Below are 13,014 nucleotides of genomic sequence, written 5' to 3'. Positions count from 1 at the left end.
AGGCAGTCGTGTTCGTCCCGGCAATCGGGGCAGGTTGTCAGGTGGGCGCAGACCCGAGTGGCTTCCTCGGGCGCGAGGGCGTTGAGTGCGTATCCAGCCAGCAGCTCACGGACCGTGCGGCATTCCTGCGGGGAGGTGAACATGGCGGGTGTCCTTTCGGTACTGCGGGTCCGCGCGGACGGCGCGGCCATGGGGTTCAGGCGGGGGCGTCATCCGGGTCCTGCCTCGGCGACGTCCGTGGCGGACGTTGTTCGGCGACGACGTCCTGATGGGTGTGGAGCGCCTTCGATGTGCGCGTGAGCCCGACGGGCCGGGCTACCGGATCGTGTGCGGCCGGCGGCGTGTCCCCGTGGCCGAGTGGGGAGGGCGGCAGTGGCACGCGGTGCCGTGGCCGCCGAGCAAGGTGCCTGGCGCGGGCCACACCCGGGGTCCCGCGCCGGCCGTTGGGCGAGCCCCTGCGTCACCTGATGTTCGGGTGTGCCCGCTGCCGGGACCGCAGCCCGAAAGAACGGTGGTGAACGGCGAGGCATGTGCCCCGCGCCCTCCGCCCCCCCGGCGCGGGGACGAGCCTGTGGCGCTCTGGTACGGCTTCCTCGCGCGCTGGTCAGGCGTCGCGTCGCTTGAGGAGCCAGGCGGCGATGCCCAGGAGGGCGGCTGCGTATCCGGCGAAGAGTGACAGACCTGTCCAGGGGGCCATCGCGGGATCGGGGACGACAAGGAGCACGGCTTGTCCGGCGTTGCTGGGCAGGTAGGGGTCGACGAGCTGCGCCCAGTCGGCCGGAAGCAGGGCCCCCAGTCCGGGCAGAACGAGCAGGATGCCCGCCAGCGTGGCGATGGCTCCCGCGGAGCTGCGGATGATGGCGCCCAGCGCGACGCCGAACAGTCCGACGACGGTGAGGTAGAGGGCGGTACCGAAGACCACGCGGGTGACGCCGGGGTCGGAGAGATGCGTGGCCAGGTGAGCGGAGGACAGGACAGCCTGGCCCCCGAAGAAGGCGGCGAAGGAGGCCGCGGTCATCAGGACGAGGACAACACCGGTGAAGACGGCGGCCTTGGCCACCAGCATGGGCAGCCGCCTGGGGACGGCCGTGAGTGTCGCATGAATCATTCCAGTGGAGTACTCGCCCGTGAACACCAGGACTCCGAGAACACCGATGGCCAACTGCGCGGGCCGGTACATGCTCAGGCTGACCTCGGCTCCGTTGAAGTGCGCCAGTTCCCGCGCGTCGAGGTGGCCCGCCCGCAGGTGACTCACCAGCATGCCCAACCCGACCATCGCCGCCACGGCGGTCAGCAAGGTGATCGACGTGGAACGCACGGTGCGCAACTTGATCCATTCGGACGTGAGAACCCGCGGCAGAGTCACCTTGCCGGGGCGCACTGCCGAGGTGGGCGGGCGCGTGAGGCTCGTGGTCATGACGCGCTCCTTGCTGCGACCGGCTCGTCGGTGGTGTTGGCGCGGTACTCGACCGCGTCCCGGGTCAGTTCCATGAATGCCTCCTCCAGGGAAATCCTCTGGGGGGACAGTTCGAGCAGGGTGAGCCCGTGACCGGCGGCGATTGAGCCGATCTGGTCGCTCGTCAGGCCGACGACCTCCATGGTGTACGGCGCGCAGGTGGTGAGAGTGACGTCCGGACCAGCCAGCAGACGCTTCAAGCGAGCGATGTCCGGGCACCGCACGCGCACCACGGTGTGGGCCGCGCTGCGGATGAATTCCTCGACCGAGGTGTCGGCGATGAGCCGGCCACGCCCGATGACGACAAGATGTTCGGCGGTGAGCGCCATCTCGCTCATCAAATGCGACGAGACGAACACCGTGCGCCCCTCCCCCGCCAGGCTCTTCAGGAGATTCCGGATCCACTGGATGCCCTCCGGGTCGAGGCCGTTGACCGGCTCGTCGAGGATGACAGTGGCGGGGTCGCCGAGAAGCGCGCTGGCGATGCCGAGGCGCTGGCCCATGCCCAGGGAGAACCCGCCGGCCCGCTTGTTGGCGACCTCCCGCAGGCCGACGAGGTCGATGACCTCGTTCACGCGCCGGCGGGGGATGCCTGTGGTGGCAGCCAGGGCCAGCAGGTGGTGGTAGGCGGTACGGCCGGTGTGGATGGCGCGGGCCTCCAGCATCGCCCCGACCTCGTGCAGGGGCGCTTCGTGCGATGCGTAAGGACTGCCGTTGACGGTGACATGCCCGGCGGTTGGGGCGTCCAGGCCCAGGATCAGCCGCATGGTGGTGGATTTGCCGGCCCCGTTGGGTCCGAGGAACCCCGTCACGATGCCGGGGCGCACCGTGAAGGACACGTCCTCGACGGCTGTCCTGTCGCCGTACCTCTTGGTCAGGCCGTGGGCCTCGATCATGGCGAAACCTCCGTTCACGACCTCACTTTCGCCCGAAACCGGCCCCTCGCGCATCGTCCCCGCGCAGCGATTCCCGGATACCACGTCCGTGGTACCGAAGACTCCGGCCTACGGCTGGGACGGAACGCGGCGCGTACCCGTGCCGGGGACTACACGGATGCTGATGGACGTTTTGGCTCCATCGCCGTGCTGACCAGACCGCACTGGTAGGCGATGACCACCAGCTGGGCCCGGTCACGAGCCGCCAATTTGGTCATGGCCCGGTTGACGTGGGTCTTGGCGGTCAGCGGGCTGATGACCAGGCGATCGGCGATCTCATCGTTCGACAGGCCCAGTGCGACGAGCCCCAGGACATCGCGTTCCCGTGGCGTCAGGCACTTCAGTCGCTCGTGCATGGCCGCCGGGAACGGTTCCGGCTGCGTCAGGAATCGCGTGATCAGCGCTCGGGTGGCCGACGGGGACAGCAGCGCCTCCCCGGCGGCGACCGTGCGCACGGCATCGAGAAGTTCCTCGGGCCGCGTGCCCTTGCCGAGAAAGCCGCTCGCACCCGCACGCAGCGCCTCAGCAACGTACTCGTCGTTCTCGAAGGTGGTCAGGATGAGGACCTTCACCCCGGCGAGGTCCTCCGACTCACTGATCAGCCTCGTCGCGCCGAGACCGTCCATCTCGGGCATGCGGATGTCCATCAGGAGCACATCCGGGCGCTGCGCATTCGCCAGCTCCACCGCCTCGCAGCCGTTGGACGCCTCGCCCACGGTCTCCATGTCGTCCGCGGAATCGAACAGCATCCTGAACGTGCCCCGTAGCAGGGCCTGGTCATCGGCGAGCAGTACCCGGATCGTCATACCCATCTCTCCTCGGCTGTCTGTCCGTTGCCGGATCGCCCGTTGCCGGATCGCCCGTTGCTGTGCCGGCTCGCAGGGGCAGATCGGCAGTCACGGCGAAACCGCCCTGCGGGCGGGCTCCCGCGTACAGCGTGCCCCCGACGATGGCAGCGCGCTCACGCATGCCGATCAGCCCGTGGCCGGTCCCCTGCTGGGGGTGGTGGTGCGGTCCGACGCGTCCGTCGTCCTCGACGGTGATCGTCAGCCATTCGGGTCGGTAATGCAGGAACAATCGGGCGTGGTCCGCACCGGCGTGCTTGTGCACATTGGTCAGGGCCTCCTGCACGATGCGGTACGCGGCCAGGTCCACCGCCGGCGTCAGCGGTTCGCTGATACCGCGCTGGCTGTGCCGGACAGCCAGGCCGGCGCCTTCGAACGACGCAAGGAGGGCCGGTAGCTGCGTCAGACCCGGCATCGGATCGCGCGGCGCCGCCGGATCACCGGACTGCCGCAACAGGCCTACGGTCACCTGCAGCTCGTCCAGTGCCGACCGGCTGGTGTCCCGGATAGTCTCCAGGGCGGCGAGTGTCTGTTCCGGCTGCCGCTCCGCAAGATGGACGGCGACGCCTGCCTGAGCGTTGATCAAGGCGATGTGGTGCGCGACGACGTCGTGGAGCTCGCGCGCGATCCGGACCCGCTCGGCCGCCACCCGCTGCTGCGCCTCCTGCTCACGGGTCCGCTCCGCGTTCTCCGCCCGTTCCTCCACGGCCGCCACATAGGCGCGGCGCGACCGCACCGCGTCCCCGATGGCAGCCGCCAAAGCCGTCCACGCCAGCATCACCGCCTTCTCCGGCTCCAGCCAGGATCCCGGGGCAAACACCACGGCCGCCCCCACCAGGACGGCAGCCGTGACCCCCACCGTGGTCCAGGTGGTGCGCCGGTCGGTCCGCACGGCCACGGTGTAGACGGACACCACGACCGGGCTCGACACCAGTGGACTTTCCCGGAATCCGAGCACCTGAAATGCGACCCCGCAGCCAACCGCGACAGCCAGTACGCCGAACGGGTGACGACGTCGCCACATCAACGCCGCGCAGCCGATGGCCGCCAGCACCACGCCTGGCCACCGGAACGCAATCCGGTGCTCGTCCGGCACAACAGCAGAAGCCACGCTCGACAACACGAACAGCACAGTCGACACCAGCGCGTCCACCGCGCCAGGCCGGGCTCGTGCTCCGCGTCTCCAACCGTTGATCACTGCCATCCCACCACCGTAAGGGCGGCGACTGGGTCAGGCATCGTGTCGGTTCGGCAGCGCAGCCCCTGGGAGAGGTGAGAATCCCGGCTTCCTGATCGGATTGCGTGAGGGCCTGAACGCCGGGTGACGGCCTCCATCGTGATGGCCTCACCGGTCCGCTCCGACCAGCGGCAAAGCCTGCCGCGGGTGCGGATGGGAGCCCGCGCACTCTGTTGCCCGAGAACGTGAAGGTCTTGTGAAGGCAGTTGTGCGGCACATGCCCAGAACCACTCAAGTGCGAGGCGCAGCCGTTGAATTGGCGGGGACGTACACAGGTCGATGCCGGGTGGTCGGTCGACTTGCGGACCTACACCTCGCACCACGGCGCGACGTCGGCAAGCAGCGGTATATCGTGTCCTGACCTGCGCTTTCGGTAGCGCTCCGGCGCGCGGTGGCATCGTGGTGCCGTCCCCAGGCGGACCAGGTCAGTGCGTCCGTTCCTCCGCCACAGGCCTGACATGACGCGTGCCCCACATGACGGATCGAAGTTGGTCAGTGGCTCCCGACACTCGCAGAGTTGCGCACAGAGCCCGGCCCGCTGCCCGGTGCCGTGGAGGACTGATCCCATCCCGTGCCGCTCGTGTCGGCCGCATCCGCAAGGGGGCCTGGAGTCTCCTCCTGGGAGAACCACGTACCGCTGATGACCGCGTACCGACGCACGAACCTGACAACCACGGCTGCTCTCGCCGCTCTTCGGAATCTCGAACTCCGCGGCCGATCGCATGATTGATCCGGTCGGCGCGTGGCCTCGCAACGGACTTCAGCCCGACGCGAGACCACGCCGAGGGCCGCCGAGGGAAGGGGCGACCGCCGCGGCTCTCCTTACCGGATGCCAGGGATCTCGCGGGCCTTGAACGCGGCACGGGCCGCGTCCGCCGCGCTCTTGCCGTACATGCGCTGCGCCGTCGCGATCGTCGTCAACGCCGCGTCCTCGAAGCTGGTGTCGGGCGCGAAGCCGAACTGCGCGTTGACAATGATGCGGTCGGCCACCCTGGGGCCGAGCGCTCCCCGGATGTCCAGGAGTGCGCGGGACCAGATCTCGCCGTCCGCGTGCACCTCGCCCATCCGGTCCCCGTACACCTTGTTCCCGTCGATGCGGCGCAGGCAGTGCGGGGCGGCACTGTAGGTGACCGAGTCCCAGTCGGCGACGCATGCCAGGTCGGTCTTCATGGGCCAGCCGTACCGGGCGTCCGCATGGGCGCCGACCTCGACCGCCAGGTAGTCGCCGAAGGCCTCACCGATCGCCCCCGCCTCCGGTGAGGTACCGAAGCCGGGCACCTGGGCGTTGTGCACCGCGTGTCCGTACTCGTGAACGATCACCTCGGCGTCCTCGGCGTCGTCCACGCCGCCCTTGCCGAAGCGGATCTCGGCCTTCTTGTCGGTGAAGAAGGAGTTGTCCGCACCCCACTGGTTGATACGGACGGGCTGCGCACGGTTGTTGGCACCGGGCAGTTCGCTGCCAAAGCCGAGGCCCTGCAGGTACTCCTGTGCCTCGTTGACCCAGAAATAGGCCATGACCTGCTCGAACTGGTCGTCGTGCCGGGTATACGTGCCGGCGTCGGCAGTCCTTACGGGGGCGCCGGTCTCCGACCTGATGGAGGCCCATCGTCCGGAGAGTCCGCCACTGCCGTCGAGATTGCGCAGCGCGGCGGAGGCATAGCTCGAGGCGGGGACCGCGTCGGCCGAGTCCTTCGCATCGGAGAGCGACTGATCGCCCGAGGACTGGACGGGGTTGACCATGAATATGCGGGCCTGTGGGTCGGCCGGGGCGGTGCCCGAGGCCGAGGCCGCTCCGGCCGGAGCGAGCAGAGCCACGGTGGCGGTGGCCGCGGCGATCAGGCCGCGGGGTGTGCGGCGAGCCATGTACACCTCTCGTGGTGGGATGTGGTGCGTGGTGTGTCGAACAGCGGGGGGTGACTTCGTGGTGCGAGCGTGATCCTTGCGCACGGGCCCTTCTTTGGCCAGGCCTTGAACGCGATTGCGACTCGCAGCGGCGAGTGCCCCACCACGCGGCGGGGCTCTGTTCGTGTGCCGGGACAGTGAGTGTCAAGTCGCCTGTGGTTTTCCTGCGGCGCATCCCTCACCCGAGGGTTCCGCCGGCCGCGGCAGGGGCGGTGGCGATGCCCGTGATCGGTCCGACGGAGGTGCTGGAGCAGGTGTCGACGAGGTCACCGTCCGGTCCCTCGCCTGGCGGCGTGGACGGGGCCCGCAGGGCGGGGCGCAACTCGGCGCCGAGGAACACGTCAGGTTCGACAGCCGACTGCAGGCGGGTGCACGCGGGCGCGCCGCCCGGATGCTCCTCGAGCAGGGACGCGGAGGGGGCTTCCGCGACTTCGAGCGGATTGCCGAGTGGGCCGTGCGCATCGCCGCCGGCCTGGTGGCGATCGAACCGTGACAGCGCTGAGCGGATGGCCACCCGGCTGTGGTGAGAGTTCCCCGGAGCACTGCTTGCAGGCCACGCTGCAGCCCCTGGCCCAAGGAATCGTGGACGTGGACAGCTACCGGGTTCCGGCACGACCGGGCCGTGACGGGTCGCGGGTGGGCCATTCGGCCCCTGCCCGGCGGTCGACCGCTCGACGACCCTGGGAGCAGAGCAGAGACAAGGCGCCGCACTCAAGACGGAGGCCCGCGATGAGCACCCCCACCCCCACCCGCATGACGGCCGTCCTGTCCGCCGAGCACCGTGCACGGCTGCTCGGGATCGCGCGGGAGGTCAACATTCCCGAGGGGACCCACATCTTCGAGGAAGGCAGTCCCGCTGATCATTTCTGGATCATTCGCTCGGGAACAGTCACGCTCGACGTCCCCGTCCCCGGACAGCGCCCTGCTGTGATCGAGAGCCTCGGCTTCGGTGAACTCGTGGGCTGTTCCTGGCTGTTCCCACCGTATGTCTGGCAGTTGGGCGCCAAGGCGATGACACCGGTCCGCGCCGAGAGGTTCGACGCCGTGACCGTACGCATGATGATGGATGCCGACCCGGCGTTCGGCTCAGCGATCGGTCAGTGGGTGGGCCGGGTTCTCGCCCACCGGCTGCAGGCGGCACGTATCCGCCTCCTTGATCTGTACGCGCCCCACGGGAGCGGCAGCACACTGTGACGCCGAGCGCACGCGCCCTCGTCGGCCTGTCTCACACGCGGCTCACGTGATCGATCACTTCGGTCACGTCTCCGATGCCCTTGATCTGCGCAAGGAGCCGCGGAACATCGGCTTCCGCCATCCGGCCACCGAGGTCCACCACGCCGTCGCGTACGGTGACCTCCAGGGTGGTCCGCGCGTCCGGGAAGTCCTTGGCGAGGATCCTGGAATCGATCTCCTCGCGAATCCTCGTGTCATCACGTATCAGGGCGTTGAGCAGCGCGTTCCTGTGGACAACACCGACCAGACGACCATCCTGGTCCGTCACCGGCAGACGCTTGAGGCGGGACAAGGAAACCAGCCAGGCCGCTTCCGCGACCGCCGATCCGGGGAACACGGTGACAGCCGGAGTGGTCATCAGAACTTCGGCGGTTTCCGCGCGGGCCTTGTCGTGCAGCCGCCTTTCCCTCAGCCGGCCGATCGGGCCCGGGCTGTACCCGGACGCCTCCACCGCGGCCTTGGCCAGCAGGTCGGATTCCGACACCACGCCCATCACCCGGCCCTCGCCGTCGACCACCGGCAGGGACCCGACGTGTTCACGGCTCAGGCTCCGGGCGATGTCCAGGAACGGCATGTCGCCCCGCACCGACGCGGCCGGTACGTCCATGACGTCACGCACCAGTAGCGGGGCGGGTTCGACGCCGGACACGGCGGCGGCTTTCTCTCCCACCTGCTCGGTCGGAGCCGCCTCGGGAGCTGTCGGGCGCCGTGCCGCGGCCCGCTCCGCAGACACCGTGGTGACCGCGCCGAGGTAGCGGAGCAGCATGTCCTGCCGCAGCGGTTCGTCGGGCCGCGGCGCCTTCCCCGGCGCCTCGCGCCGGGCGTCGGCCCCTGCCGAGAATTTCTCGTGCTCAGACACGGTGGGCTCCTTACTCGGCCGGGTTGGCCTACGTTCCCAGTCTTCCGCTGCCGGGGCCGGGGCCAAGGGCCGGTCGGCCCATGCGCCGCGGCGGACGGCCCCATCAGGAGCGACAGGACACAAACGGGTGGCGAGAAGGGAGAAGGGGCCGAATGACACGAAGCGTCGCAGGCGTCCCGTCAGGACGTGCGGGACGCCTGCGCCTGCGGCGCAGCCTGGGCACCGCTGGAGCGCACGCTCCGAATCCTGCTGGACCGCGCACACCTCCTCGCGGCGGGCCGAGGAGACGGCGGGCCTCGCCGGGCACCAACAGCTGGCGGAAGCCGGGACCTGGCTGCAGCGCGGACTGTTGCCGGGCGGGGAGCAGGCCTGTCGGCGGCAGCGTCGGAACGGGGCGAGGTCACCGTCGACGGGACCACCTCCATGGGGCTGCGCCACCCCGTCCCACCTCTTCTCGGCGCCCGCTGAAACGCTCGTCGGTCGCGCAGTCGGCCGGTGCGGTAAGCGGTCGGACCCGGTCTCAGATCCCTTCGTCGGCCGGCGGAGGCACAGTGATCACGGGGCAGGCGGCCCTGTGGAGCAGACCGTGCGGGACGGAGCCCAGCCGCATACCGGTGAAACCCTCCCGGCCACGGCGGCCGACGACCACAGCGAGCGCATGCTCCGAAGCCTCCGCCAACGCCTCGACAGGATGCCCCCGCAGCACCGCGTGGCTCAGCGGAACATCTCGGTAGGCAGGGGACCGCCCCGCGGTTGCTTCATGCAGCTGCCTGTGGCAGGCCTCAAGCGCAGCGTCCTCATCGAAAAGCCCCGGCAGACGCCTCTGCCACACCCACACCGCACGCACGGAGGCGCCTCGCGAGGCAGCGGCCTCCAAGGCGTGATCCAGCGCGGCATCGGCCGACCGGCTGGCGTCCACCCCGACCACCAGGTACGGCGGCTCGTCCTCAGTGCGCCCGGCTTCCGGCACCACGGCCACCGGGCACGCAGCGTACGCACTGACCGGAACGGTCGTCGAGGCAGCACTGAGCATCTCCCCCAGCCGGCCCAGCCGACGCGAGCCGAGGACCACCAGCCGCGCGTGAGCAGACCTCCGAACCAGGACCTGGGCCGGATTGCCATCCGTGATGAAGGTCGTCACCTCAAGACCCGGATGCCGCTCATGGGAACGAGCCGTCGCCTTGTCGAGCGCCTCGTCGCCCAGCTGGCGCAAGGCCTTGTGGTGTGCCGTCTCCTCGACGCCGCGTACGTGATGGGTCACGGGCAACACCGCGTGGACCAGATGAAGGCGCACCCCACGGCGGGCGGCTTCGTCGGTGGCCCAGGCCAGGGCCGCATCGGCCGGCTCCACGGCGTCGATGCCGACCATGATCGGGAGTGGTTCACTGGCAGCTGTCATGGCTTCCTCCACTGTCTGCGTGCGCGGGGCAGCAGCCATGGGCTGCGGCCACAGCTCATACCTGCACGGTACGCACATGGACGGCGAGGCGGAGGACCGAGCGGCCCCCGTTCAGAGAGCTGTTCCCCCAAAGAAAGGGCGAGCTCCAGGGACCTTCGGACCCACGTTGCGGACTGTTCGGCCCCTGCGTTCGAGAGCCTGGCGCGGTGGACTGGACATGTCGTAACCGCAAAACCGAGGAGGTCTGGGCATGGCTGTACTCGCACGCAAGCAGAAGTTCCCGTTCCCAGATCTGCCGGACTGGTTCGAGGCCTTCCCCACTCGATTCACCATGCCGGCAATGGCCGATCTGTACACCATGAGAATCGAGGAGTTCACCGAGAACGGCCGGTACGTCGTTCGCGCGGAACTCCCGGGCATCGAGGTCAAGGATCTGGACGTCACGGTCGAGGACGGCATCCTCACCATCAAGGCCGAGCGCACCGAGCGCGAGGTGGACAAGAATCGCAGCGAGATCCGCTACGGATCCCTCACGCGCAGTCTCACCCTGCCCAAGAGCGCGGACGAGAACGACGTTCAGGCCGAATACGTCGACGGCATGCTGACCGTCAGCGTCGGCCTCGGCGAGGAGAAGGCGGAGGCGAAGCACATCGAAATCAAGCACACCACGTGACCTGCACGGCGTGGTCGCCCGGCTTTCCGGCCGGGCGGCCCGCGTCGGGCCGAGCAAGCCCGTCCGGCCCTCCCGCGTGGCCCTGGCAGCCGGTATGCTCCGGCGCCCGCTTCCGGCAGGTCGGTTTCCCGATGAGCCGGCTCCCCTGGCGAGATGCCACCTTCATGACGCCGCTGCTCTCGCCCTGTGCGCGGCCGGCAGCGGTGGCCGCGGCCTGCGCCGGCCCGGTCGCGACGACCGACCGCATGGCCGGGGGCCTGGGAGTGCCAGGAAGGCCTCTGGGTCGGCCGGGGCGGAGGGGTCCGCCGCAACGACCCCGGACGATCCTCCTCTATCGCCGGGCACTCAGTGCCTCCCACTGCGCTGCGGCGCCGTCCAGCAGCATCTCCAGGGCCGTGGGATAGGCGCTGTCGACCATGCGGGTCGCCAGGAGGGGCGCCGCCTCGGCGATCCGGGGGTGTGTGGTGCGCGGCAGGCGGGCGTACGTCGAGCGCCACATGTCCTCGTCGGCGCTGAGGCTTTCGCGTGGCAGGGCCAGCGAGGCGGCGTCGAGCGCGGCGAAGGCCAGGGTCTGGTCGATGAAGGCGTGGTAGATCCGTACCGTGTCCGGCAGCGGGAACCCCGCCGTGCGGAGTACGTCAAGGATGGCCTCGTCGGCCGCCAGCTCGTGGGCCCGGCCTGTGACCCGGTTCGCGGTCAGCAGTGCCGCCTGCGGATGCCCGACATACACGGCGTGGATGCGCAGCCCGAGGCCGCGCAGATCCGACCGCCACTCCCCCGTGGGCCGCCAGCCCTGCAGGGCCTGCCCAACGAGGGCGTCGCCGATGGCAAGGGTCAGATCGTCCATGCCGCGGAAGTACCGGTAGAGGGTGCTGGGGTCGGCGTCCAGAGCCAGGCCGAGACGGCGGGCGGTGAGTCCCGCGCTGCCGTGCTCGCGCAGCATGCGCAGGGCGGTCTCGACGATCAGTTGCTCGGACAGCACGGTGCCGCTCCTGGTGGGACGGCGGCGCCGCCGTTTCTCCTCGGGCACCACCGCTTTCGCCACTGCCGCCTCCTCTCCCGGTCCTTATGCCAACACCATTGACCTTATCCGAGTACCCGGCGTTGGATCTCCCGGCAGGGGCGCCGCATCTCCGGTCCGCGCGGGCATGCCCCTTTTCCACAGAGAGGAAGTCCGTGTCATGCGTGTTCTGCTTGTGGGAGCCGGCGGAGTGGGCACCGCGATCACCCGGATCGCGGCCCGGCGATCGTTCTTCGACGAGATGGTCGTGGCCGACTACGACCTGAGCCGGGCCGAGGCGGCGGTCGCTGCCCTCGCGGGCAGCGCGGGCCGCTTCCGTGCCGAGCACGTCGACGCGTCCGATCAGGACGCGGTGACGGCGCTGCTGACGCGGCACGGGTGCGACGTCCTGGTCAATGCCACCGACCCGCGGTTCGTGATGCCGCTTTTCCAGGCGGCGCTCGCGGCCGGCGCAACCTATCTCGACATGGCGATGTCTCTGTCGCGCCCGCACCCCGAGCGGCCGTACGAGGAGTGCGGGGTCATGCTCGGCGACACCCAGTTCGCGCAGGCCGCCGACTGGGAGAAGGCGGGCGCGCTGGCCCTCGTCGGCATGGGCGTGGAGCCGGGGCTGTCCGATGTCTTCGCGCGGTACGCGGCCGACGAACTCTTCGACGAGATCGAGGAGATCGGCATCCGCGACGGCGCGAACCTCACCGTCGACGGCTACGAGTTCGCACCCTCCTTCAGCATCTGGACCACCATCGAGGAGTGCCTCAATCCGCCGGTCGTCTACGAAGCGGACCGCGGCTGGTTCACCACCGCGCCCTTCAGCGAGCCGGAGGTGTTCGACTTCCCCGAGGGCATCGGCCCGGTCGAGTGCGTGAACGTGGAGCACGAGGAGGTGCTGCTTGTCCCCCGTTGGATCGACGCACGGCGCGTGACCTTCAAGTACGGCCTGGGCGAGGAATTCATCCAGACCCTCAGGACGCTGCACCTCCTGGGCCTGGACCGCACCGACCCGGTGACCGTGCCGAGCGCTGCGGGCCCGGTGGGTGTGTCGCCCCGCGACGTCGTGGCCGCCTGCCTGCCGGACCCGGCGACGCTGGGCGAGCGCATGCACGGCAAGACCTGCGCGGGCACCTGGGTGCGCGGCACCAAGGACGGCGCGCCGCGCGAGGTCTACCTCTACCACGTGGTCGACAACCAGTGGTCGATGGCCGAGTACGGCTCCCAGGCGGTGGTGTGGCAGACGGCCGTCAACCCGGTCGTCGCCCTCGAACTCCTGGCCACGGGCGCGTGGACCGGCTCGGGAGTCCTCGGCCCGGAGGCCTTCCCCGCCCGCCCCTTCCTGGACCTGCTCAGCGCGTATGGCTCTCCGTGGGGCATGCGGGAGCAGTGACCGTCCTCGGCTCACGAGGGGATCTGACGTCCCTCGGTGAGGGCGGGCGTCAGACAGCCGATCCACTCGCCAC

At 69.8% G+C, this 13,014-nt stretch carries 13 protein-coding genes; 3 read left to right on the top strand and 10 right to left on the bottom strand.

The genetic code is table 11. From position 1 onward, the window contains the following. The 7 genes from AB0I23_RS25245 to AB0I23_RS25215 form a co-directional block, all read right to left on the bottom strand. A partial coding sequence (locus AB0I23_RS25245; RefSeq protein ID WP_359112458.1) for an anti-sigma factor family protein occupies nt 1–143 on the bottom strand: 143 nt, incomplete at its 3' end. Nucleotides 144–604: 461 nt separating this feature from the next. Further along, nucleotides 605–1,417 (bottom strand): ABC transporter permease, encoded by an 813-nt coding sequence (locus AB0I23_RS25240; protein ID WP_359112453.1) that lies wholly within the window; start codon nt 1,415–1,417, stop codon nt 605–607. Further along, the gene (locus AB0I23_RS25235) at nt 1,414–2,352 is read right to left on the bottom strand and encodes an ABC transporter ATP-binding protein (RefSeq protein WP_359112452.1); all 939 of its coding nucleotides are present in this window, start codon (nt 2,350–2,352) and stop codon (nt 1,414–1,416) included. Before AB0I23_RS25235 ends, AB0I23_RS25240 begins: the two co-directional genes overlap by 4 nt. Nucleotides 2,353–2,501: 149 nt before the next feature. Next, entirely contained in the window at nt 2,502–3,197 is a 696-nt protein-coding gene (locus AB0I23_RS25230; RefSeq protein WP_359112450.1) for a response regulator transcription factor, read from the bottom strand. Next, nucleotides 3,169–4,440 carry a sensor histidine kinase gene (locus AB0I23_RS25225; RefSeq protein ID WP_436846994.1) on the bottom strand — a complete coding sequence of 424 codons (1,272 nt, stop codon included), beginning with the start codon at nt 4,438–4,440 and terminating at the stop codon, nt 3,169–3,171. Before AB0I23_RS25225 ends, AB0I23_RS25230 begins: the two co-directional genes overlap by 29 nt. 855 nt (nt 4,441–5,295) lie before the next feature. Continuing rightward, complete coding sequence (locus AB0I23_RS25220) at nt 5,296–6,336, bottom strand: M4 family metallopeptidase (RefSeq protein ID WP_359112446.1); 1,041 nt, start codon at nt 6,334–6,336, stop codon at nt 5,296–5,298. Between the two features lie 217 nt (nt 6,337–6,553). After that, complete coding sequence (locus AB0I23_RS25215) at nt 6,554–6,889, bottom strand: hypothetical protein (protein ID WP_359112445.1); 336 nt, start codon at nt 6,887–6,889, stop codon at nt 6,554–6,556. Between the two features lie 215 nt (nt 6,890–7,104). On the opposite strand from AB0I23_RS25215, the gene AB0I23_RS25210 reads away from it, so the two are divergent. Further along, a complete protein-coding gene (locus AB0I23_RS25210) occupies nt 7,105–7,569 on the top strand; it encodes a Crp/Fnr family transcriptional regulator (RefSeq protein ID WP_359112443.1) in 465 nt (154 codons plus the stop codon). Between the two features lie 31 nt (nt 7,570–7,600). Here AB0I23_RS25210 and AB0I23_RS25205 read toward each other — a convergent pair whose 3' ends face one another. Both AB0I23_RS25205 and AB0I23_RS25200 read right to left on the bottom strand, forming a co-directional pair. After that, nucleotides 7,601–8,467: a CBS domain-containing protein gene (locus tag AB0I23_RS25205; protein ID WP_359112441.1), complete on the bottom strand. Its 867-nt coding sequence runs from the start codon at nt 8,465–8,467 to the stop codon at nt 7,601–7,603. Between the two features lie 520 nt (nt 8,468–8,987). Then, complete coding sequence (locus AB0I23_RS25200; protein ID WP_359112439.1) at nt 8,988–9,866, bottom strand: universal stress protein; 879 nt, start codon at nt 9,864–9,866, stop codon at nt 8,988–8,990. Between the two features lie 250 nt (nt 9,867–10,116). Here AB0I23_RS25200 and AB0I23_RS25195 point away from each other — a divergent pair, with 250 nt between their 5' ends. Next, a complete protein-coding gene (locus AB0I23_RS25195; protein WP_359112437.1) occupies nt 10,117–10,539 on the top strand; it encodes an Hsp20/alpha crystallin family protein in 423 nt (140 codons plus the stop codon). 331 nt (nt 10,540–10,870) lie between these two features. Here AB0I23_RS25195 and AB0I23_RS25190 read toward each other — a convergent pair whose 3' ends face one another. Further along, complete coding sequence (locus AB0I23_RS25190; protein ID WP_359112435.1) at nt 10,871–11,584, bottom strand: TetR/AcrR family transcriptional regulator; 714 nt, start codon at nt 11,582–11,584, stop codon at nt 10,871–10,873. 136 nt (nt 11,585–11,720) lie between these two features. On the opposite strand from AB0I23_RS25190, the gene AB0I23_RS25185 reads away from it, so the two are divergent. Continuing rightward, the gene (locus tag AB0I23_RS25185) at nt 11,721–12,941 is read left to right on the top strand and encodes a saccharopine dehydrogenase family protein (protein ID WP_359112433.1); all 1,221 of its coding nucleotides are present in this window, start codon (nt 11,721–11,723) and stop codon (nt 12,939–12,941) included. Nucleotides 12,942–13,014: the final 73 nt, after the last annotated feature.

The sequence above is a fragment of the Streptomyces atratus genome, assembly GCF_040655115.1.
GTDB classification, from domain to species: domain Bacteria; phylum Actinomycetota; class Actinomycetes; order Streptomycetales; family Streptomycetaceae; genus Streptomyces; species Streptomyces atratus_D.
This window is presented reverse-complemented; position numbering and strand designations above follow the sequence as displayed.

Coding starts and splice junctions, on each gene's coding strand:
- AB0I23_RS25240 (WP_359112453.1), bottom strand. CDS start 1,417: ATGACCACGAGCCTCACGCGCCCGCCCACCTCGGCAGTGCGCCCCGGC.
- AB0I23_RS25235 (WP_359112452.1), bottom strand. CDS start 2,352: ATGATCGAGGCCCACGGCCTGACCAAGAGGTACGGCGACAGGACAGCC.
- AB0I23_RS25230 (WP_359112450.1), bottom strand. CDS start 3,197: ATGACGATCCGGGTACTGCTCGCCGATGACCAGGCCCTGCTACGGGGC.
- AB0I23_RS25225 (WP_436846994.1), bottom strand. CDS start 4,440: ATGGCAGTGATCAACGGTTGGAGACGCGGAGCACGAGCCCGGCCTGGC.
- AB0I23_RS25220 (WP_359112446.1), bottom strand. CDS start 6,336: ATGGCTCGCCGCACACCCCGCGGCCTGATCGCCGCGGCCACCGCCACC.
- AB0I23_RS25210 (WP_359112443.1), top strand. CDS start 7,105: ATGAGCACCCCCACCCCCACCCGCATGACGGCCGTCCTGTCCGCCGAG.
- AB0I23_RS25200 (WP_359112439.1), bottom strand. CDS start 9,866: ATGACAGCTGCCAGTGAACCACTCCCGATCATGGTCGGCATCGACGCC.
- AB0I23_RS25195 (WP_359112437.1), top strand. CDS start 10,117: ATGGCTGTACTCGCACGCAAGCAGAAGTTCCCGTTCCCAGATCTGCCG.
- AB0I23_RS25185 (WP_359112433.1), top strand. CDS start 11,721: ATGCGTGTTCTGCTTGTGGGAGCCGGCGGAGTGGGCACCGCGATCACC.